This is a genomic window from Cellvibrio sp. (assembly GCF_039207905.1).
In the GTDB taxonomy this organism is placed as follows: domain Bacteria; phylum Pseudomonadota; class Gammaproteobacteria; order Pseudomonadales; family Cellvibrionaceae; genus Cellvibrio.
The window spans coordinates 47,596-65,475 of record NZ_JBCECX010000021.1 but is presented as its reverse complement, the minus strand read 5'-3'; the positions used below and the strand labels follow the sequence as shown (position 1 = coordinate 65,475).

The 17,880-nt window shown below is 47.6% G+C and carries 18 protein-coding genes; 7 read left to right on the top strand and 11 right to left on the bottom strand.

Annotated elements, in window-relative coordinates:
- Positions 1-6 precede the first annotated feature (6 nt).
- Positions 7-399 (top strand): cupin domain-containing protein, encoded by a 393-nt coding sequence (locus tag AAGC78_RS13915; RefSeq protein ID WP_435784697.1) that lies wholly within the window; start codon positions 7-9, stop codon positions 397-399.
- A gap of 27 nt (positions 400-426) precedes the next feature.
- Here AAGC78_RS13915 and AAGC78_RS13910 read toward each other — a convergent pair whose 3' ends face one another.
- From AAGC78_RS13910 to AAGC78_RS13900, 3 genes are all read right to left on the bottom strand, one after another.
- Entirely contained in the window at positions 427-1,113 is a 687-nt protein-coding gene (locus AAGC78_RS13910) for a mobilization protein (RefSeq protein ID WP_435784696.1), read from the bottom strand.
- A 167-nt stretch (positions 1,114-1,280) separates the two neighbouring features.
- Positions 1,281-2,192 (bottom strand): cysteine synthase A, encoded by a 912-nt coding sequence (cysK, locus tag AAGC78_RS13905; RefSeq protein WP_435784695.1) that lies wholly within the window; start codon positions 2,190-2,192, stop codon positions 1,281-1,283.
- A 128-nt stretch (positions 2,193-2,320) separates the two neighbouring features.
- A complete protein-coding gene (locus AAGC78_RS13900) occupies positions 2,321-3,328 on the bottom strand; it encodes a choice-of-anchor A family protein (RefSeq protein ID WP_435784694.1) in 1,008 nt (335 codons plus the stop codon).
- 302 nt (positions 3,329-3,630) lie between these two features.
- Between AAGC78_RS13900 and AAGC78_RS13895 the strand changes: the two genes are divergently transcribed.
- Positions 3,631-4,341, top strand: a complete 711-nt coding sequence (locus tag AAGC78_RS13895; protein WP_435784693.1) for a DUF6445 family protein — start codon at positions 3,631-3,633, stop codon at positions 4,339-4,341.
- A 7-nt stretch (positions 4,342-4,348) separates the two neighbouring features.
- On the opposite strand, the gene AAGC78_RS13890 is transcribed toward AAGC78_RS13895, so the two are convergent.
- The 3 genes from AAGC78_RS13890 to AAGC78_RS13880 are packed head-to-tail and all read right to left on the bottom strand — an operon-like array spanning position 4,349 to position 7,396.
- Positions 4,349-5,458 (bottom strand): ABC transporter permease, encoded by a 1,110-nt coding sequence (locus AAGC78_RS13890; RefSeq protein ID WP_435784692.1) that lies wholly within the window; start codon positions 5,456-5,458, stop codon positions 4,349-4,351.
- Complete coding sequence (locus AAGC78_RS13885) at positions 5,455-6,429, bottom strand: ATP-binding cassette domain-containing protein (RefSeq protein WP_435784691.1); 975 nt, start codon at positions 6,427-6,429, stop codon at positions 5,455-5,457. The genes AAGC78_RS13890 and AAGC78_RS13885 overlap by 4 nt, the downstream gene beginning before the upstream one ends.
- Positions 6,422-7,396, bottom strand: coding sequence for an HlyD family secretion protein (locus AAGC78_RS13880; protein ID WP_435784690.1), 975 nt, complete (start codon positions 7,394-7,396; stop codon positions 6,422-6,424). The genes AAGC78_RS13885 and AAGC78_RS13880 overlap by 8 nt, the downstream gene beginning before the upstream one ends.
- A 171-nt stretch (positions 7,397-7,567) precedes the next feature.
- On the opposite strand from AAGC78_RS13880, the gene AAGC78_RS13875 reads away from it, so the two are divergent.
- The 3 genes from AAGC78_RS13875 to AAGC78_RS13865 are packed head-to-tail and all read left to right on the top strand — an operon-like array spanning position 7,568 to position 9,790.
- On the top strand, positions 7,568-7,981 hold the full coding sequence (locus AAGC78_RS13875; RefSeq protein WP_435784689.1) for a DUF350 domain-containing protein: 414 nt from the start codon (positions 7,568-7,570) through the stop codon (positions 7,979-7,981).
- A gap of 27 nt (positions 7,982-8,008) precedes the next feature.
- A complete protein-coding gene (locus AAGC78_RS13870; protein WP_435784688.1) occupies positions 8,009-8,596 on the top strand; it encodes a DUF1190 domain-containing protein in 588 nt (195 codons plus the stop codon).
- A 3-nt stretch (positions 8,597-8,599) separates the two neighbouring features.
- Entirely contained in the window at positions 8,600-9,790 is a 1,191-nt protein-coding gene (locus AAGC78_RS13865) for a glutathionylspermidine synthase family protein (protein ID WP_435784687.1), read from the top strand.
- A 39-nt stretch (positions 9,791-9,829) separates the two neighbouring features.
- On the opposite strand, the gene AAGC78_RS13860 is transcribed toward AAGC78_RS13865, so the two are convergent.
- The gene (locus AAGC78_RS13860; RefSeq protein ID WP_435784686.1) at positions 9,830-10,378 is read right to left on the bottom strand and encodes a sugar O-acetyltransferase; all 549 of its coding nucleotides are present in this window, start codon (positions 10,376-10,378) and stop codon (positions 9,830-9,832) included.
- Between the two features lie 72 nt (positions 10,379-10,450).
- Here AAGC78_RS13860 and AAGC78_RS13855 point away from each other — a divergent pair, with 72 nt between their 5' ends.
- Both AAGC78_RS13855 and AAGC78_RS13850 read left to right on the top strand, forming a co-directional pair.
- Positions 10,451-10,933 (top strand): DUF1456 family protein, encoded by a 483-nt coding sequence (locus AAGC78_RS13855; protein WP_435784685.1) that lies wholly within the window; start codon positions 10,451-10,453, stop codon positions 10,931-10,933.
- Positions 10,934-10,936: 3 nt separating this feature from the next.
- Positions 10,937-11,503, top strand: coding sequence for a DUF1415 domain-containing protein (locus AAGC78_RS13850; RefSeq protein WP_435784684.1), 567 nt, complete (start codon positions 10,937-10,939; stop codon positions 11,501-11,503).
- Positions 11,504-11,588: 85 nt separating this feature from the next.
- On the opposite strand, the gene AAGC78_RS13845 is transcribed toward AAGC78_RS13850, so the two are convergent.
- From AAGC78_RS13845 to AAGC78_RS13830, 4 genes are all read right to left on the bottom strand, one after another.
- Positions 11,589-14,627, bottom strand: a complete 3,039-nt coding sequence (locus AAGC78_RS13845; protein ID WP_435784683.1) for a TonB-dependent receptor domain-containing protein — start codon at positions 14,625-14,627, stop codon at positions 11,589-11,591.
- 315 nt (positions 14,628-14,942) lie between these two features.
- A complete protein-coding gene (locus AAGC78_RS13840; protein ID WP_435784682.1) occupies positions 14,943-15,938 on the bottom strand; it encodes a Gfo/Idh/MocA family protein in 996 nt (331 codons plus the stop codon).
- Between the two features lie 11 nt (positions 15,939-15,949).
- The gene (locus AAGC78_RS13835; RefSeq protein WP_435784681.1) at positions 15,950-16,783 is read right to left on the bottom strand and encodes a CvfB family protein; all 834 of its coding nucleotides are present in this window, start codon (positions 16,781-16,783) and stop codon (positions 15,950-15,952) included.
- Between the two features lie 178 nt (positions 16,784-16,961).
- Complete coding sequence (locus AAGC78_RS13830; protein WP_435784680.1) at positions 16,962-17,861, bottom strand: dihydrodipicolinate synthase family protein; 900 nt, start codon at positions 17,859-17,861, stop codon at positions 16,962-16,964.
- Positions 17,862-17,880: the final 19 nt, after the last annotated feature.

The following is a 17,880-nucleotide window of genomic DNA, read 5'->3' as shown; positions in this document are numbered from 1 at the left end:
TTGATTATGAAATCACCCAATCAAATTGAGCAGGATTTTGTTGTGCTCCGCCCTGACAAAACGGCTTCGATAGAGCCTGCGGATTCGACTTTATATGAGCGGCTGGATAAAACGTATGGTGATTTCAGTGGTCACGAATTAATTTCATGTTATGAGTTTGATTCGGACTGGACGAGTTGGGAGATTCATCCTCATGGTGATGAGGTTGTAGTGCTAATGTCCGGTGAGGTGTCTTTTATTCTTCAGATGGAAGAGGGAGAAACTTCTATAAAGCTGAGTGAACAGGGGCAATACGTGATAGTGCCTAAAGGAATTTGGCATACTGCAAAAACTGCTGTGAAATCCAAGTTGCTGTTTATTACTCCCGGCCAAGCTACCCAACATAAGATGATTAAGTAGCTGTATTACCAATGCCGGAACAGTGTTTTACTGGTCTAATTTATCAAACTGCAAATAGTTGTTTTTTAGCCACACGCGTACGCGTGAGCGCTCGATAATATTCATTACGTCAATGTTATTGGCTGCAGCCCAAAAGCTGGTGTTGGTAAAATCAATTCTTGCGGCTAATTGTGGTTGCAGTTTGCCAGTGGTGATAAAAAGCGCGTTGCGGTCTTTTGCTTTTTGATAAGTGGTTGATTGTTCAAAGTGCTCGAAACATTCGCCACGCCCTTGGTTATTAACAATTGCGATCTTGATAAAATCTTGCGGGTAACGATTCAACAGATTGTTTAATAATGTTACTGAATCGGCACCGTCATCCATTACATGCCATAAATACACTTGGCTTCCTAATTCTTGAAACAGCGACAACGCATCGCTTTCTTCAATCCACTTACCTAAGCGTGTTGAAGTTTGTGCAGCCAGATCAATTATCAAATCGCTATCAGGATTTTCCTGTGCAAGAATAATCAGCTGATCAAGGCTTTCGTAATCATCCACAATAAGAGGCGAAGCAAACTCGCTATAAAAGCGCGAAAAAGTCCCGTGTGATTGGTCAGAATCAAAGCCAATAAACGGTGTGCCAGCATCAATCAAATATTGTGCTAACAAGCGAGAGGTCATTGATTTTCCCACTCCGCCTTTTTCACCACCGATAAAATGCACTTTACTCATTGTTGTTTCCTTGTTGGGAGCTGTAATTGTTGCTGATGATTGACTGTATCACAGGTGAGATGACATTTTTTGGATGCACTAAAAGAGCGCTTTTTTGTTGTGGTGCAAAAACGTAACTCATAAAAAAGGGGCACTTTGTTGTGCCCCTTTTTATTCTGCTGTGCGGATTAAAACAAATCTTCAATCGACAAATAGCGCTCGCCAGTATCATAACTGAAAATAATTACGCGGCTGCCGGGCTTCATTTCTGCTTGCTTTTGCGCAACAGCAGCGAGGGTGGCGCCGGAAGAAATGCCGATGAAAATGCCTTCTTTCAACGCACATTGGCGAGCCATTTCGAACGAATCAGTTTCGTTGACGAGGATGGTGCCGTTGAGGGTTTCTTTATTTAGCACTTGCGGAATAAATCCGGCTCCAATTCCTTGCAGGCGATGTAAGCCTTTTTGGCCGCCGCTGATCACTGGTGACTTTTCTGGTTCTACTGCGAAGGTTTGTAGTTGCGGAAATTTTTCTTTCAGTACTTCGCTGCAGCCAGTGATATGTCCGCCGGTACCTACACCGGTAATTAAATAGTCAACGCCTTCAGGGAAATCAGCGAGAATTTCTTGTGCGGTGGTATTGCGATGAACTGCTGCGTTAGCGGGGTTGTTAAATTGTTGGGGAATCCAGCTGTTTGGATTTTCGGCTTGTAATTCATTGGCTTTGGCGATGCAGCCACCCATGCCCAACTCTTTTGGTGTAAGCACCAATTCTGCACCGAGAGCTTTCATATTTTTACGACGTTCAACGGACATAGATTCCGGCATGGTGAGGATCAGGCGATAACCTTTCACTGCACAAACAAGCGCGAGACCAATACCGGTATTGCCTGATGTTGGTTCGATAATAACGGTGTCTTTATTGATCAAACCTTTGGCTTCGGCATCTTCGATCATGGCGAGCGCAATACGATCTTTAATGCTGCTGCCCGGATTAAAGCGTTCAACTTTCATCCAGACTTCAATATCGCTGCGGAATAAATGGTTGATACGGACGTGGGGAGTGTTGCCGATGGTTTGTAAAATATTATCGAATTTCATAGGTGCGTATCCCTGTGTTTTGGCTTGCGCGTGCAAGCAGTGAAATAACTGGCACAGTGTAGCGAATACGCGCGTAAAAAAAAGCCGCTACCAGCATTGCCGGTAGCGGCTTTTTTGAAAGTTTGGTTTTATGCGCGTAGGCGACGAACCATTACTAAAGCTAGCAGGCCAACTAACAGTAATATGATTGAGGTTGGTTCAGGCACTGTCACAACCGGTGGTGTTGTTGGTGTAGGTGGAATATCTACCGGAGGAACAAAAAATCCATCCCATAAATTTGCTTGTGCACCCCAACCAGCGGTCCAGGATTTTGCAATCACTTGGCCACTCAGATCACCCTGCAAGAATGTGAAGTTAGCATTAGGGGCAAGGATATTGCCCTTGATGCCGCCGCTAAAGGTGATGTTCTCTGCTTCAAAAAAGTTGTACAGAATGTGGCTGGCTGATAAATCCAATGCGCTGTAGTTTTCGCGCGCACCGTAATTGAGCGAATCAAAATTGATATTTTTTCCGCTCACGTTAATGATCAGCGTATCGTTCTTGTCCAGACCTTTGGCTGTTAAGTCGGTAGCTGCTCCCAGCATCTGGCCGGTAATGTTGGCGATATAAATATCGCTATCGGCAGTGCCGTTCAGCATCAGCCAATTGTTGTATTTAAATTCCACTCCGCCGGTATTTGCTTCACCTGCCAAAGTTTTGGACAGCTCTGTGAATTGTTCAAATGCGGATGTGAAATCAATCGGTTTAGCTTTGGTGGTGGTACCCAGCACTGCATTTTTACTTGAGCCTGCAGTTAGTTCACCGCCCAATATCAGATTGCCTTTTACATTGCCCCATGCCCATTGGGTGGTAGTCAGATCACCGCCAACTACCAACACGTCGGAATATTTCTTCGGATCAGTCCAGAACTGGATGCCATCGCGATGGGTGCCTGGCTCGTAATTCACGCCCACATCGTATTGGCCAATATTGGCATTACCGCCAATCGCAATTTTGCCTTGGGAGTCGGCGCCCGGTTGAGTGAAGTTCTCTTTGATAAAGAGGTTGTAACCAGTGGCGGGACCTAAATCGATACTAAGGGCGCTAGCTTGGCTTGAAATTACCAGAGCTAAAACAGCGGAAACTTGCTTGAGCATATTTGCGAACCAGTTCACATATTGGGATATGCCCAGTTTAGGTTGCTTTATAGCCAATCTCAAGTTAATCGCTATAAAAATTTTGTTTTATAGGAGCAAATAACCTAAAAGAAATTTTTATCGACATTTGCGTATTTTTACTTATAAAGGCGCCGAGCCCAAACCCAAAATAAATGTGTTATTTCAGTGGAAAGTGCCCGCCATTGCTGGCGTCTGGCTTTACCTGAAGCCTACAATTAGCTCGCACAGGTTGTGCGTACATTAAATCAATAATTTCTAATAAATGTTAATGGACACCCGGTATGAGCTTACCGCCAATCCCCGATTTACATCGGAGTTTTTCCTATCGCGTCGATTATGTGGGCAACGAGCGCCAGCCAGTGCTCATTGTTGATAATTTCCTGCGTGATGCTGAGTCACTGGTTGAATATTCTGCGCGCGCCGCTGTATTTGATGCGGAGAAAGGCCTGTATCCCGGCACACGTTTCCCGACCCCCGGCATTTATGTCGAGGCCATGTGCAAGCACTTGGGCGACTTGATTTACGCTACGTTTGAGATGCCGAAGGATGTTCGCCGCAAGGTGAAGTCTGTTTTTTCAATGGTGATGACGCCGCCCGACCAACTACTGCCGCCGCAGTGCGTCCCGCATTCTGATTCGGCAAAAATGAATGACCTCGCGTCGGTGCATTATTTGTGTGCGTCGGTGCAAGGAGGGACTTCGCTATATCGGCATCGTGCAACCGGGTTTGAGTATGTGGACGATTCGCGTCTTGATGAATACCGGCGGGTGATTGCGCAGCAGGAGCAAATGCCCGATTTTCCCAAGGGTTATATGAATGGCAGCAACCATTTGTTTGAGCAGATTGGCTCTTATGATGCGGTGTTCAATCGCATCATTATGTACCGCTGCACCAGTTTGCACTCCGGCAATATTGCGCCGGATTTCAGGTTTGATCCCAACCCGAAAACCGGCCGTCTCACAGTAAATACTTTTATCTATTTCCCCAATTGATCCGCGCTTAATCCAGTCGCTTTTTAAAGCGGCTGGCAGCGGCGATCACGCCCACAATCGTAAATCCGATTAGCCACCACAAATCCGGCTGCAAATCTTCCAGCGTCGCCCCGCGCAATACGATGGCGCGCACCATGCGGATAAAGTGCGTGGCGGGCAGAGCTTCGGCAATCCACTGCGCGGCAACGGGCATGCCCTCGTAGGGAAACATAAAGCCGGAGAGCAGGATCGAGGGAATCAGCAAAAATACCGTCAGTTGCATCGCCTGCAATTGGGTTTTGGCGATGGTGGAGACCAGCAGGCCAAGGGTCAAGCTAGCGCTGATAAAAGCAAAAACACCGAGAACCAGCTGATCCAACCGGCCATTCACCGGTACATCAAAAATCAAATGACCAAGCCCCAAAATAATCGTCACCTGGATCAGGCCGACAAAAATATAGGGCACGATTTTGCCGATCATAATTTCGCTGGAGCGCACTGGTGTAGTGATCAGCAATTCCAGATTGCCGCGCTCCCGTTCGCGTACCAGTGCCGCCGAGGTGAACATCACCATCGTCATGGTCAGCACAATCGCTACCAGTCCCGGCACAATGTTTATTGCTGAGCGACGTTCGGGGTTAAAGAAGAGGGCGATTTCGAAAGTGCTTTTGCGGACGACGGGTTGAGCTTCAAAGCCGCTCGCGAACGGCATTTGTTGCAGAGCGAGCAGGGCGTTGCTGACCATGGTGTCGGAGCCGTCGATCAGCCATTGGGCGATAGGGCGCTGGTCTTGCAAGCGCTGACCAAAATCCTTGGGGATCACTAGGACCGCATGCACATGGCCGCGCCGAATGGCATCTTCTGCCTGGCTTGGTGTTTGATAAGTCTCGCTAAAACGGACGACTTGCGTGGCAGTGAGGTCACTCACCAGCGCGCGCGCGGTTTGTGTATGGCTTAAGTCCACCACGCCGACGGGCAGGTCGCGCACATTGGTATTGATGGCAAAACCAAACAGCAACAGTTGGATCAGCGGCACCATCACGATCATGCCGAAAGTGGGGCGGTCGCGCGTGAGTTGGCGCAACTCCTTAAACACAATCGCGCCTATGCGTTGCAAACTCTGGTTGAAGGCATTCATTGCCGAGCCCCTTGCCCGTCGGGTGCGTTGGCGCCGGTGCAGTGGACGAATACATCTTCAAGGCTCGGGCGCACAATATGGATTTGGCGATTGGCGACCAATAGCGGGTGCGCGCTACGTAGCCAGGCTTCCGGATCTTCGATGGATTCTTTGATCAATACGCGCAGATGGGTTCCCTGTTGCGCGGTGGATACTACCTCCGGCAATTCACCCAGTTGCTGTTTGAGTTGCCGCAAATTTTCGCCGTCGACTTCTACCACCCGGGCGCCCAGCTCGCGCATCAATTGCGCTGGTGCACCGTCTGCGCGTTTAACGCCGCCTTCCATAATCGCCAAACCGTGGCAGCGTTCGGCTTCGTCCATGTAGTGGGTGGAGACAAGAATCGTAGTGCCGCTGTCGCACAGGTCGAATAACTTTTCCCAAAAATCGCGCCGGTTTTCCGGGTCTACTGCTGAGGTGGGTTCGTCGAGAATCAATAATTCCGGTTGATGAAGTGTGGCTGCCGCGAGCGCCAAACGTTGGCGTTGCCCGCCACTGAGTGAGCCAGCCAAGCGACCTTTGCGCTCGTTAAGTTGATAGCGGCTGAGCTGGCTATCGATCAGTTGTTTTGCGCTGCGGCTGTCGAGATTATAAATCTGCGCCATAAAACGCAGGTTTTCGTGCACGGTTAAATCATCGTAGAGCGAAAATTTTTGTGTCATATAACCCAGGCGACGGCGCAGCGATTCCGCCTGCTCGGGAATCTCCATCCCAAGTACCCGGATCTCGCCCGCACTCGGTGTTAGCAAACCGGTAATCAGCCGCATGCTGGTGGATTTACCGCAGCCGTTGGGCCCAAGAAATCCGTAAATACTTTTGTGCGGGATGCGCAAATCTAATTGGTTTACTGCGACAAAATCCCCAAACCGACGAGTCATGCCGCGAGTTTCGATTGCCCATTCAGTTGCGCTGCCAGAATCGATTTCAGTCATGGGGCAGCTCGACCTGTACTGGCAAACCGCTGGGGAGATTGGCTGCAGAGGCGGGCAACTGCACTTCAGCCAAATATACGAGGCGCGCGCGGTCGGATGAGTTGAGCGCGAAGTAGGGGGTAAAGGCGGGATCTTGCGAAATCCAGCGCAGCTTGCCGGTTTGCGCTTGCGCAAGGCCATCAACGTGGATGACCAGTTCCTGCCCGGCTGCAATTTTAAGGCGATGGGTTTCGGGAACATAGATCCGCGCGTAGGGCGCGTTTTTATCGAGCAGTGTCGCGACCGCTTCACCAATGCTGGTGCGCTCGCCCAAGTGTTTCGGCAAATGATCGAGCCGTGCATTGCTGGTCGCGCGAATGCTCAACTCGCCCAGATTGTATTGCTCCAACTCCAGCGCGGCTTTAGCGAGTGCAACTTGCGCCTCCGCCTCCTGCAAATCCTCTTCGCGGGTGCCGTTGGTCAGCAACGAAAGATTGTCCTGCGCCTTATCAAGATTAGCTTGCGCTGAGTCGCGTTTGGCGCGAGCCGTATCCAACTCTGCTGCGCCTGCGAGTTTTTTGCTCACCAAGGTTTCGGCGCGCGCAAAGGTTTTTTGTGCTTCGATTAATTGTGCTTCAGCTCCTTTTACTTGCGAGCGTGCCGCCGCAATATCTTCGGTGCGCGCACCGTTTTGTAATTTGGTGAGATTGGCGCTGGCACTGGCGAGACTCGCATCGGCTTTTGCGACCAGTGCTAATTGACGGCGGTCATCCAATTGCAAAAGTAAATCGCCGGCTTTGACATCACTGCCTTCAGCGATAGGCAGTTGTGTGATGATTTCTGCCGCAGTCGCTTTAAGTACCACTCGGTCGCGTTCGAGTGTGCCGAGGGCGAGATTAGCGCTATTGTCGCTACAGGCGCAGAGGTGCGCAGCCGCCATGAACAACAAGCCGCGCATGGCGAGTGATTTCAGAGTCGTTTGCATCATTTGTCCTTTTATTGTCCTGTAGGTTGTCAGTGTGCCAGAAATATCGATAAAAAATAATTAAAGCATTCAATCAGGATCAATAGCGTTGGCAAGATAGAGCTGCGCAGTCTTTTGTGTCAGAATCGCGCCAGTTTTTAGACCATATCTTCAATTACAAAAAGGGCAATAGTCATGCTTGCAACAACCTTATCATCACTGAACGGCATTCCGCCTTTCCTCGCCTATTTTGCAGTGGCGATTGTATTGGTTCTGATTTTTGTGCGTGTTTACACCTGGATGACACCCCATGAAGAATTGGCGCTGATCCGTGCAAATAATTCTGCTGCTGCTTTGGCATTCGGTGGTGCGATTATTGGTTTTGCGTTACCGCTTTCCAGCGCTATTACCAATTCACTGTCACTGCTGGATTGTGCAGTTTGGGGCGCCGTTGCATTGGTAGTACAAATTCTTACGTTTGCTGTGTTGCGTTTAGTGATTAAAAATTTGTCTGAGCGCATCGACAGCGGCGAAATGGCATCGGGTATTTTTGCCGCAACTATTGCAATTGCAGTAGGTTTAATTAACGCCGCGTGTATGTCTTACTAATTTAATCGATAACGATTGTGGAGTTGAATGATGAAACGCAGTAAAAAAGCCGCATTGGTATTGATGGTTCCCGTCGCCACTTTATTGCTCGCCGGTTGCGGCGAAGAGCGCGAACAAGCGATGGTATTTACCGATCCAAGTGAATGTAGTGCTGCCGCACTGAATAGCGCAGCGCAATGTGAAGCTGACTTCGCAGCAGCGCAAAATTTGCATCCGCAAGTTGCGCCAAAATATTTAAACAAAGAAGAATGTGAAACCGATTTTGGTGCAGGCCAGTGCGAAACTGCGCCGCAACAAACTGCATCGGGTGGCAGTGTATTTATGCCGATGATGATGGGCTTTCTTGCCGGGCAAATGATGAACCGTGGCGGCGCCAATCTTCAGCAACCTGCTGCTGCCGGAGCAGCTGCAGGCGGCCCTAACGTCGCGACACAACCATTATATAAATCGCGCGATGATCGCGGCACATTCCGCACGGCAACCAACGCACCGGTTGCAAAAGGTATTGGCCCAATCACGCTTAAGCCATCGCAAGTTAAACCGCAAATGGGTCAAGTTGTTAGTCGCGGTGGTTTCGGTCAGCAAGCAGCATCGCGCAATAGTTTTGGCGGTTAATGAATGAAACGTATCAGTGTTGCCGAACGCGCTAATTGGCGCGCTTACGCCGAAGAAGTAGGGTTTGATTTTCATACCTTTGATGGCGAACCCTACTGGGATGAAACGGCCTATTATCAATTCAGTTTGCAACAAATTGAAAACGATTTGGAGACGCCGACGGAAGAGCTGCATCAAATGGCCATGGATATGGTCGGCGATATTACCCGCAGCGAAGAAATGCTCACGTTGCTGAATATTCCGCGCGATTTCTGGAGTTATATTTGGAATTCGTGGAATAACGGCGAACCGCATTTGTATGGCCGTTTCGATTTTGTATACAACGGCACCGGCCCTGCAAAATTACTCGAATTAAATTACGACACGCCCACCTCATTATTTGAAACCGGATTTTTCCAATGGGTCTGGCTGGAAGACCAAATTAAAAACGGCGTGTTGCCTGAGCGCGCAGATCAATTCAATTCCCTGCACGACAAAATCGAACAAGCTTTTGCCCAGCTGGATTTACCACAACCCTTTTACTTCGCCAGTGTGCGCGATAATCTTGAAGACCGCGGCACCGTCAATTATCTAATGGATATGGCCGCGCAAGCCGGTGTTGATGTCCGCTACATTCCGCTTGAGGATATCGGTGTAATCGAGGATATGAACGGGCGCGGTGAGCAATTTGTTGATCTGGATGATCATCCAATCAAGGGATTGTTCAAACTTTACCCTTGGGAATTTATGGTGCAAGAGGGTTTTGCGCGCGCGATCACCGCAGCCAATACCCAAATGATTGAACCTGCATGGAAAATGCTGCTATCGAATAAAGGCATTCTGCCATTGCTGTGGCAACGCTATCCTAATCATCCGAATTTGCTACCCGCTTTTTTTGAGACAGGAACCAGCGAGCCACTCGGAGCCGGTTGGGTGCGCAAACCTTTGTTCTCACGCGAAGGCGCGAACGTAGATTTAATTACTGCAACCGGTGAAAAAATTTCCGCCGCAGGCCCCTACGCTGATGGCCGTTACGTACGTCAGGCATTACAAGCGCTACCGAAATTCCGCGATGAATACCGCAATGCAGATACCTATGCAATGCTCGGTAGTTGGGTGGTAGGCGATAGTGCAGCGGGAATTTGTATTCGCGAAGATGAATCACTTATTACCAAAGATACGTCGCGTTTTTTGCCGCATATTATTTTGGATTGATGTGTAACCTCGCTCCATATTTTTTGGGGCGAGGTAATTTTATTCTACCTGCTGCGAATTGATTGTTTTAATTACTTTGCAAGGATTACCTGCCGCAACAACGCCCTCGGGAATGTCTTTCGTCACTACGCTTCCCGCACCAATCACAGATCCTTTTCCTATAGTAACGCCCGCAAAAATAATTGCGCCGCCACCAATCCAGCAATCATCGCCAATAGTTACGGCAGCGCAGAATTCTTTTCCTGATGCTCGTTCGACCGGGTCGAGTGGATGAGTGGTTGCATAGATTTGTACATTAGGGCCAAACATTACCCGATCGCCGATGCGCACTTCGGCACAATCCAAAATAACGCAGTTATGATTGGCATAAAATTTTTCGCCCAGAAAAATATTGCTGCCGTAATCGCAGAAAAAAGAGGGTTCGATGTAAGCGCTGGATACTTGACCAAATAGCTGCTGATAGATGGGCTTACGCGCTTTGGTTTGGTCGGCGCGCAGGGCGTTTAGTTGCTCACACAGCTGTTTAGCGCGTTTGCGGCCTGCAACCAATTCAGGTTCAAATGGATTTACTTCAGTAAAAGGATTCATGGATGGATTCTCTAGGCGAAGGTGTTTTGCGGTAGAATGCCGCAAAACCTAGGTGGAATCATAGAGCGGACCATGAGAACCAACGATATTTTTCGCAAAATTACCCAATCTTTACAGTTTGAGACAGCGCAAATCCAGGCGTTATTCGCCGCATCTGATATTGACTTGACCGATAAAGATGTTGCCAATTTGCTGAAGACTGATTATCAGCCTGGTTTTGAGCCAATGCCGGATTACATCCTGATTCATTTCCTGAATAATTTAATTGATCAGCAACGCGGAAAAAAGGCGGATGCCGAGGTGGAAGTGATTGAGAGGCATGCCAAAATTTCCAATAACGATGTGCTGAAAAAATTACGTATCGCTTATAACTTGCACGAGCAACATGTGCGCGATGCACTCAAGCTGGTCACGATTGAATTAACTAAATCGGATTTGGCTGCATTATTCCGCAAACCTGGTCATGTTCAGTTCAAAGGCTGCGATGACGAATTGGTGCTCGACTTTATTGAAGGTTTGGGTTTGTTGCAGCAACAAAATAAAGCCGGAAGCTGATGTATGGCTGCGCATGTTGCGAGTGATAAATTTATTGCTGATGTTGCCCGCTGGTTGAATGAGGTGGTGATAGGTTTAAATCTCTGCCCATTTTCCGGTAAACCGACACGTGAAAATCGCGTGCGCTTTTTTGTCAGTGATGCAACGGATGATGAAATACTGTTGCAGGACTTGCAGCAAGAAATGGAGTTGCTTGACGAAAAACTGGCGAGCGAAATCGAAACTACATTGGTGGTTGTACCTGATCATCTGCAAGATTTTTTTGATTACAACCAATTCTTGAATTGGACCCAACAGCTACTTAAACGCAATCGCTGGGTAGGTGTATATCAGCTTGCCACTTTTCATCCGGATTATTGCTTTGCTGATGCTGAGCCTGATGATGCGGAAAACCTGACAAACCGCTCGCCTTATCCGATCTTACATATCATCCGTGAGGCAAGTTTGGAAAAAGCCTTGGAATATTATGCGGATGTGGAAGATATTCCTGAGGTGAACAAAGCGCGGGTTGAAGGTTTGAGTGCGGCTGAAAAGCAAAAACTATTTCCCTATTTGTTTTCAGCACAGTAGTGATGGCTTAATCCTGCTAGCGATCAATTTCCTTTTTGTCGCCAGCAGGTAAATCCCGAAAAACTTCCTTTTAAAATTGTTTACATCAAAGCTGGATTTGGAAGTTAATAAACACCTCTCTGCCGACGTAATCATAACCGCTGTATAAAGGTGCGTTGCCGACGCGGTTAAAATAACCAGCCGAAATAACTTTCGGTGTTTCGTTAGTCAGGTTGCGCACACCAAACGTACCTTTCCAGGTATCCGCTTGATAACGAGCTGAAATGCGGTGCTCGTAGTAGTCAGGCACAGTGTAATCAGATGCGCTCTCCGCTGGATCTTCGCCTGCTTCGCGGTAACCATCCATGCTGCTAATCCATTCAATACCGTAGCTAAATCTCCAAGCATCTATTTCATAAGCAATATCACCGCTGCCACCGTATTTTGGTTTTTCCAAACTGCCGTTGAGCTCATCCATCTCATCCCCCTCAAACAATCTCTCTGCTTGTGAGTAATAGCGAGTGACACTCAAGTCGAGTAAAAATGTTCCTGCCCCCACCGCTTGGGAGAAATTGGTACTGAAATCAATTCCGCGTGAAATTTCTGTGGCTAAGTTGGTGTAAGCATCAGATACGCTTAATTGTTTTGTTACCGGATCGCGGGTAACCAAGCGGCATAATCCTCCGCCAGCGCGGAATTCAGGATCATCGTAGCAGCGATCGAGAATTTCATCTTCACCGGCTTTGTTAACGCCGTTGTTAATTTCGATATCAAAATAATCAGCAGAAAACCTTAACTGGGTTTCGTCGCTGATTTCCGGTTGTAAAATAATGCCGTAAGTAACGTTGTCCGATGTTTCAGCAAACAAGCCTGCTGCTGCACCACCGACACTAAATACTTCAACTCCCTGGGTTGCCAAAAATTCAGGATCACCGGGCAATTCCGATGCGCAGTTAGCGGCGCGATTTGGGTTTACACCATCTGCACCATATTCATTACAAGGATCGAGCGATGAGGCGCGGAAGCCGCTAGTTGGCCCCTGGAATTGTTCGTAAAGTGCGGGAGCACGGAAGGATGTGCCGCGTGTTGCGCGCAGCGAAACCCATTCAGTGGGCGAATAAATCAAACCGATTTTGTAGGTATCATCTGATCCATAAGAATCGTAATCGGTGTAGCGAATTGAGCCGTTGAATGTGAGTTCTTTGGCAAAGGCAACATCCGCCAATATTGGAATTTCGATTTCGGTGTAAATCTCGGCAACATTATCTTTCCCTTTAGTGGGTGCGGCGCTACTTAAATTAAATAAATTTCCAGCGATACTATTTGGGTCAGGTTGATCGTCTATTTCTGCATTGCGATACTCAAAGCCAAGTACACCCTGAATTTTCCCGGCGGGGACGCTGACTAACGGGCCATCAAAAATCGCGCTATAAATCGTTTCTTCGTAAATTGTATTGCCACTAGTTCTACGGAAAATATAATCTTTGAAGTCTTGCGGTAAATCACCACCAACAATGGCCGCCGTTAATGCCGGAAATGGAATGCACTTTTCATTGGGATTTGTTAAATTGATATCGCAAGTTAGTCCATCTCTTATCAGGCTGGCATCAACTCCGGAAGTTGCGGCAACGGCATCACTTGCGTTGGTGAGTTTATCAATCAAGAAGGAGCTCCCTTCATAAGTTCCATCGGATCGAGAGTATCTTGTGTAGAGGTCGTAACGCCAGTCTGGTAAAAACTCCAGATTTCCACGAATACCAATAGTCGGTTGATAGAAATCTATAGTCTGCTCATTACGATCATTTCCATATCCAATAAATGCACGCACGCCTACACGATCACCATCGCTGGTGCCTTGGTCAGCACCGAAATCGGCATATCCAAGTTCACTCGGAATAAGTGGGCTGCCCAAACGATAATCCAGTGAGAGCTGGCGGTAGCCTGTTTGCTGCGATTCGCGTCGCGAAGCCAATAGTTCAACGTAGACTTCTGCATCCCCCAAGGCTTGTAAATCATATTTACCTTGCACAAAACCGGTGTAGATTTTTACTGGAGAAATTAAATCTTCCGCCAACATGCGCGGTTCAAATGTGTCGCGAACATTCAAATCATTTGCACCGCCGCCGACACCTTCGTAACCGGGAATTCCGGTAGTAATTGCCGCGTTAGGGCGGAAGCGCGTAAAGGTTGTTCCCGCTGAACCTGGGCCGCCCACAACAGGTGAGGTTAGTCCAAGCGATAAATAATTATCAGCAGTGACTGCTTGTGTTCCTATGGTATTTACAGTGACACCATTCGATCCCGTTGTGGTTAGTGGATAGCATTTTGCTTTACCCGTTTTTGGATCTACATAATCCCATGACTCGCCGGTTTCCGGATCGCGAAACATATCGCGGTTACAACGAGTCCATTCGCGGTCATTCAAGGTGAGGCTTTTGCGTTCGAAATAATCGAAGGAACCTGAAAGTGAAAAGCGCTCTTCATTCATGCCGCCCGCAATGGAAAGACGATATTGCTCGCCGTTCTCTTCAGTGGGCAAATTGACGTCACCTTGAATCGTAAATCCATCAAGGTCATCGCGCGTAATCACATTGACTACACCGCTCACTGCATCCGAACCGTAAATAGAAGAGGCACCGTCACGTAATATTTCTACGCGTTCAATTAATGCCGTGGGCAATACGTTTAAATCTGGCGTTCCCACTGCGCCTTGTGTGCCCGATGGTGCAACACGTCGACCATTAATTAATACCAATGTACGGCTGGCGCCCAAGCCGCGCAGAGAAATTGTATTCGCGCCTGGCCCACCTTCAGTGACATAACCGCCGTAGGCATTATTGATTTGCGAAGAGCCGCCGGTGATGGCGTTGCTTTGCAATATGTCGGTAGCTGAATTGAGACCGGCAATAGTTGCGGATTCCCGGGTCAGGGCTTTAACAGGAGAAATGGTGTTTGGATTCGTCTGCCGAATACGTGAACCTACTACCACCAGTTCTTCGACATCTTCTGCTTCGGGTTTATTGTTTGGCTGTGCATATGCAGTGGTGCTTGCGAGTAACAGTGCGCCACCGAGTGGGAGCATGAATTGGATTAATGAAGTAGAAGTACGTTGAATTGCTTGATGTAAGACATTTTTAGTAAACATCATATCTCCTTACGAGTTTGGCAGACTGGATTGATTTAGAAAGCATGTGCTGTGCGCTTTTGGAGGTGCTTTCCATCAAGCCATACATGATGTACAGCTTTTTACAGTTTAGTGTTAAGCAAAAAGCCTGCCGTACAAAAAGTGCACATTTATGTGACCTTGTGCACAAGTAAGGGGTAATTTATATGCAAAAAATTGCGTTGTGAAAATTGAGGCGACACTTTTAATTGGAGCGTGTACTGAAAAGGTGCACATAAAAAAACAGGCCGCATTAATTGCGGCCTGTTTTTAATTCGATAAGGTTTTTAAAAAAATTTATTTAATCGCTGAAGAGAAACAATCGATCAACTGCATGACTGATTTGGCTTCATTAACGGTGCAGGGGTTATCGCGTTCGTTGCGAAAATATTGATTAACCTGCTCAATCATCGGCTGCTGGATATGTTGTGGATTGGGAATAATAATTTCCTGTTCACCATCGCTGTTGCTCAAACGAATAACTTGTTGCCCGAAAAAATTAATTGATAGCTTTCCTTTAGTACCAATAATTTCGCACAGGTCGCGAGTGTGTTCCGGAGCGACTGCAAAATGCCAGCGACCTTGTAGTACAACACCAGATTGCAATTTCGCCCAACCGTGAACGCTATCATCAGCCTGGTTAAATTGGCGCTGGTTGTAACCAAAACCACTGGCGTGAACAACTGGGCCAAACCAATGCAGCATCAGGTCGAGTTGGTGTGGTGATAAATCGTGGAATAAACCACCACCAGAGAGTACGGGGTTCACTCGCCAATTGTCGTCGGTTTCGGTGATGATTTTTGATTTTGCTGGTTGCAACATATCCAGCTGTACCATCAGTGGTTCACCAATGGCGCCAGCGCGAATCAGGTCGATCACTTTGGTAAAACAGGGGACGTAACGACGATAATGCGCAACGCTGACTTTTTTGCCGCTGCTTTTTTCTGCGGCAATAATTGCATCGCATTCAGCAGCATTCAAGGTGACCGGTTTTTCGATATACACATTTTTCCCGGCAGTTAGCGCCGCGATTGCATAATCTTTGTGTTGTGCGGGCGGAGTGGCGATGTAAATTGCATCTATATCAGGATTGGCGAGCATTGCATTGGCATCGTCGTACCAATTTGCTACCTTGTGGCGCTGCGCAAAATCTTTGGCTTTTTCTCCATTGCGGCGCATCACCGCAACTAAGTGCGATCCTGGTGCTTTATAAAAGCCCGGGCCACTTTTTACTTCACATACATCGCCTACACCGATAATGCCCCAACGAATAATTTTTCCAGCGTCTACCATTAATTCCACCCTTATTCCACCAAAGTAATTTTGTCTTTATCAATTAAAATTTTGCGTTGCTTGTAGAGCAAACTCAGCGCATTTTTATAATTGCCTTTACTGACATTGAATACTTTGTAAATCAATTCAGGTTCGCTTTTATCCGTTAAGTAAGAAGTTCCGCCCTGCCGTTGTAAATCAGCGAGGATTTTTTCAGCCAGATCTTCTTTGCGGTCGTGAGCTTGTGCTTGCAAACTTAAATCGATTTTGCGATCGGGGCGGATACTTTTGATATAGCCTTTTACTTTCTCACCGTAAAGCAATGTGCGGAATGCTTCATCGCGGAATACCAAACCTAAATGGGTGTGATTGATAACCGCTTTGTAGCCCATATCGCTGCGGCCACAAATCAGTAAATCCACGGCTTGTTTTGCGCTTAATCCGCTCGCGCGTTCTTCCAAATGGCGGCTGAGGCGCGATGACGCAGTGATGCGGCCGGTGTATTGGTCGAGAAAAATGCACACCACGTAAGAGCGGCCTGCCTCCATGGACTTTTGTTGCTCGCCGTAGGGCACTAATAAATCTTTTGGTAAACCCCAATCGAGGAAGGCCCCTACATTGTTCACTTCTTTCACTTCGAGGAATGCACATTCACCGACCGTTGCTTTGGGCGTGAGTGTGGTGGCGATAATGCAATCATCGGAATCCAGATAGATAAATACATCCAGAATGCCGCCGATTTTCATATCAGCCGTCACGTAGCGTTTGGGGAGGAGGATGTTGCCGTATTTGCCACCGTCGAGAAAAATACCGAAGTCAGTGTGCTTTACGATGGTCAAGCGATTTTGTTTGCCGATTTGTAACATAGGAGACCTTTAGCCAAGGCGTGTGGGGAAGAGGTGTACAGTGTATGCGTTATGGCCAGGGGATTTCCAGTTTTACCGTAGGATTTGCGTTGGATTGGCAGATGGTAAACAGACAGAAGAAGCCGTGGGCTTCTTCTGTAAGGCTCTTTTTGCGTTGCCCTTTGTGTGTGGCGGAGGTTTACTGTGTTTTGTGCAAACTTTCTAGCAGCGTCTCCAGTTTTTTAGTGCCCGCCTCATCGAGCGGTTGTAGTGGTAGGCGCGGTGAACCTACATTTAATCCTTTGAGTTTAAGGCCAGCTTTAATCGTGGTAGGTAATCCGCCTTTCAAAATAAATTCCAGCAGTGGCAGTTGTTTGTAAAACAGATCGCGAGCGAGCGGGAGATCATTATTCTGAAACGCTTGGTAAAGCTTCATCGGCCATTGCGGAATAATATTGGGGGCAGCAGTACACCAACCACTTGCACCTGCAGCAAATGCCTCCAATGCGAGCGGATTGCTGCCGTTGTAAAACGGTAATTCATTGTTGGCGAGCAAACGAATTTTATGCATGCGCTGAATATCACCCGTGCTCTCTTTTACCATAGTGACATTGTCGATGGATTTAAACATCTGCACGATAAATTCCGGCGACATATCAATACCACTGGTTGCTGGATTGTTGTACACCATTATTGGTAGCGAAACTGCATCGGCAATTTTGGCGTAGTGGCTGAAAATTTCGTCGTTGGATAATTTCCAATAAGATACCGGCAACACCATGATCGCATCTGCACCGGCTTTTTCGGCAATTTTTGCTCGCTTTACTGCGTTTGCAGTCGTGAGGTCTGAAACCCCCACAATCACCGGTAAGCGTTTAGCGACGGCTTTAATACTGGTTTGTGCCACCTCTGTCCATTCTTCATCATTTAAATAAGCACTCTCACCTGTACTTCCCAAAGGCGCAATCGCGTGGGATCCATTACTGATCAATTGCTCGATTAATTGATTCAATGTTTTCAGATCAATCTCGCCGTTAGGCAAAAAAGGTGTAATGGGATAAGTAATAATTCCCTGAAACTGTGTGTTGCTTTTGCTCATAAAAAATATCCTCTGATGG

What these genes read in the sequence shown, in the direction of transcription:
- AAGC78_RS13910 (WP_435784696.1), bottom strand. Translation starts at nt 1,113, where the DNA reads ATGAGTAAAGTGCATTTTATCGGTGGTGAAAAAGGCGGAGTGGGAAAA.
- cysK (WP_435784695.1), bottom strand. Translation starts at nt 2,192, where the DNA reads ATGAAATTCGATAATATTTTACAAACCATCGGCAACACTCCCCACGTC.
- AAGC78_RS13845 (WP_435784683.1), bottom strand. Translation starts at nt 14,627, where the DNA reads ATGTTTACTAAAAATGTCTTACATCAAGCAATTCAACGTACTTCTACT.
- AAGC78_RS13880 (WP_435784690.1), bottom strand. Translation starts at nt 7,396, where the DNA reads ATGATGCAAACGACTCTGAAATCACTCGCCATGCGCGGCTTGTTGTTC.
- AAGC78_RS13865 (WP_435784687.1), top strand. Translation starts at nt 8,600, where the DNA reads ATGAAACGTATCAGTGTTGCCGAACGCGCTAATTGGCGCGCTTACGCC.
- AAGC78_RS13870 (WP_435784688.1), top strand. Translation starts at nt 8,009, where the DNA reads ATGATGAAACGCAGTAAAAAAGCCGCATTGGTATTGATGGTTCCCGTC.
- AAGC78_RS13835 (WP_435784681.1), bottom strand. Translation starts at nt 16,783, where the DNA reads ATGTTACAAATCGGCAAACAAAATCGCTTGACCATCGTAAAGCACACT.
- AAGC78_RS13875 (WP_435784689.1), top strand. Translation starts at nt 7,568, where the DNA reads ATGCTTGCAACAACCTTATCATCACTGAACGGCATTCCGCCTTTCCTC.
- AAGC78_RS13895 (WP_435784693.1), top strand. Translation starts at nt 3,631, where the DNA reads ATGAGCTTACCGCCAATCCCCGATTTACATCGGAGTTTTTCCTATCGC.
- AAGC78_RS13840 (WP_435784682.1), bottom strand. Translation starts at nt 15,938, where the DNA reads ATGGTAGACGCTGGAAAAATTATTCGTTGGGGCATTATCGGTGTAGGC.
- AAGC78_RS13915 (WP_435784697.1), top strand. Translation starts at nt 7, where the DNA reads ATGAAATCACCCAATCAAATTGAGCAGGATTTTGTTGTGCTCCGCCCT.
- AAGC78_RS13830 (WP_435784680.1), bottom strand. Translation starts at nt 17,861, where the DNA reads ATGAGCAAAAGCAACACACAGTTTCAGGGAATTATTACTTATCCCATT.
- AAGC78_RS13850 (WP_435784684.1), top strand. Translation starts at nt 10,937, where the DNA reads ATGGCTGCGCATGTTGCGAGTGATAAATTTATTGCTGATGTTGCCCGC.
- AAGC78_RS13885 (WP_435784691.1), bottom strand. Translation starts at nt 6,429, where the DNA reads ATGACTGAAATCGATTCTGGCAGCGCAACTGAATGGGCAATCGAAACT.
- AAGC78_RS13900 (WP_435784694.1), bottom strand. Translation starts at nt 3,328, where the DNA reads ATGCTCAAGCAAGTTTCCGCTGTTTTAGCTCTGGTAATTTCAAGCCAA.
- AAGC78_RS13855 (WP_435784685.1), top strand. Translation starts at nt 10,451, where the DNA reads ATGAGAACCAACGATATTTTTCGCAAAATTACCCAATCTTTACAGTTT.
- AAGC78_RS13860 (WP_435784686.1), bottom strand. Translation starts at nt 10,378, where the DNA reads ATGAATCCTTTTACTGAAGTAAATCCATTTGAACCTGAATTGGTTGCA.
- AAGC78_RS13890 (WP_435784692.1), bottom strand. Translation starts at nt 5,458, where the DNA reads ATGAATGCCTTCAACCAGAGTTTGCAACGCATAGGCGCGATTGTGTTT.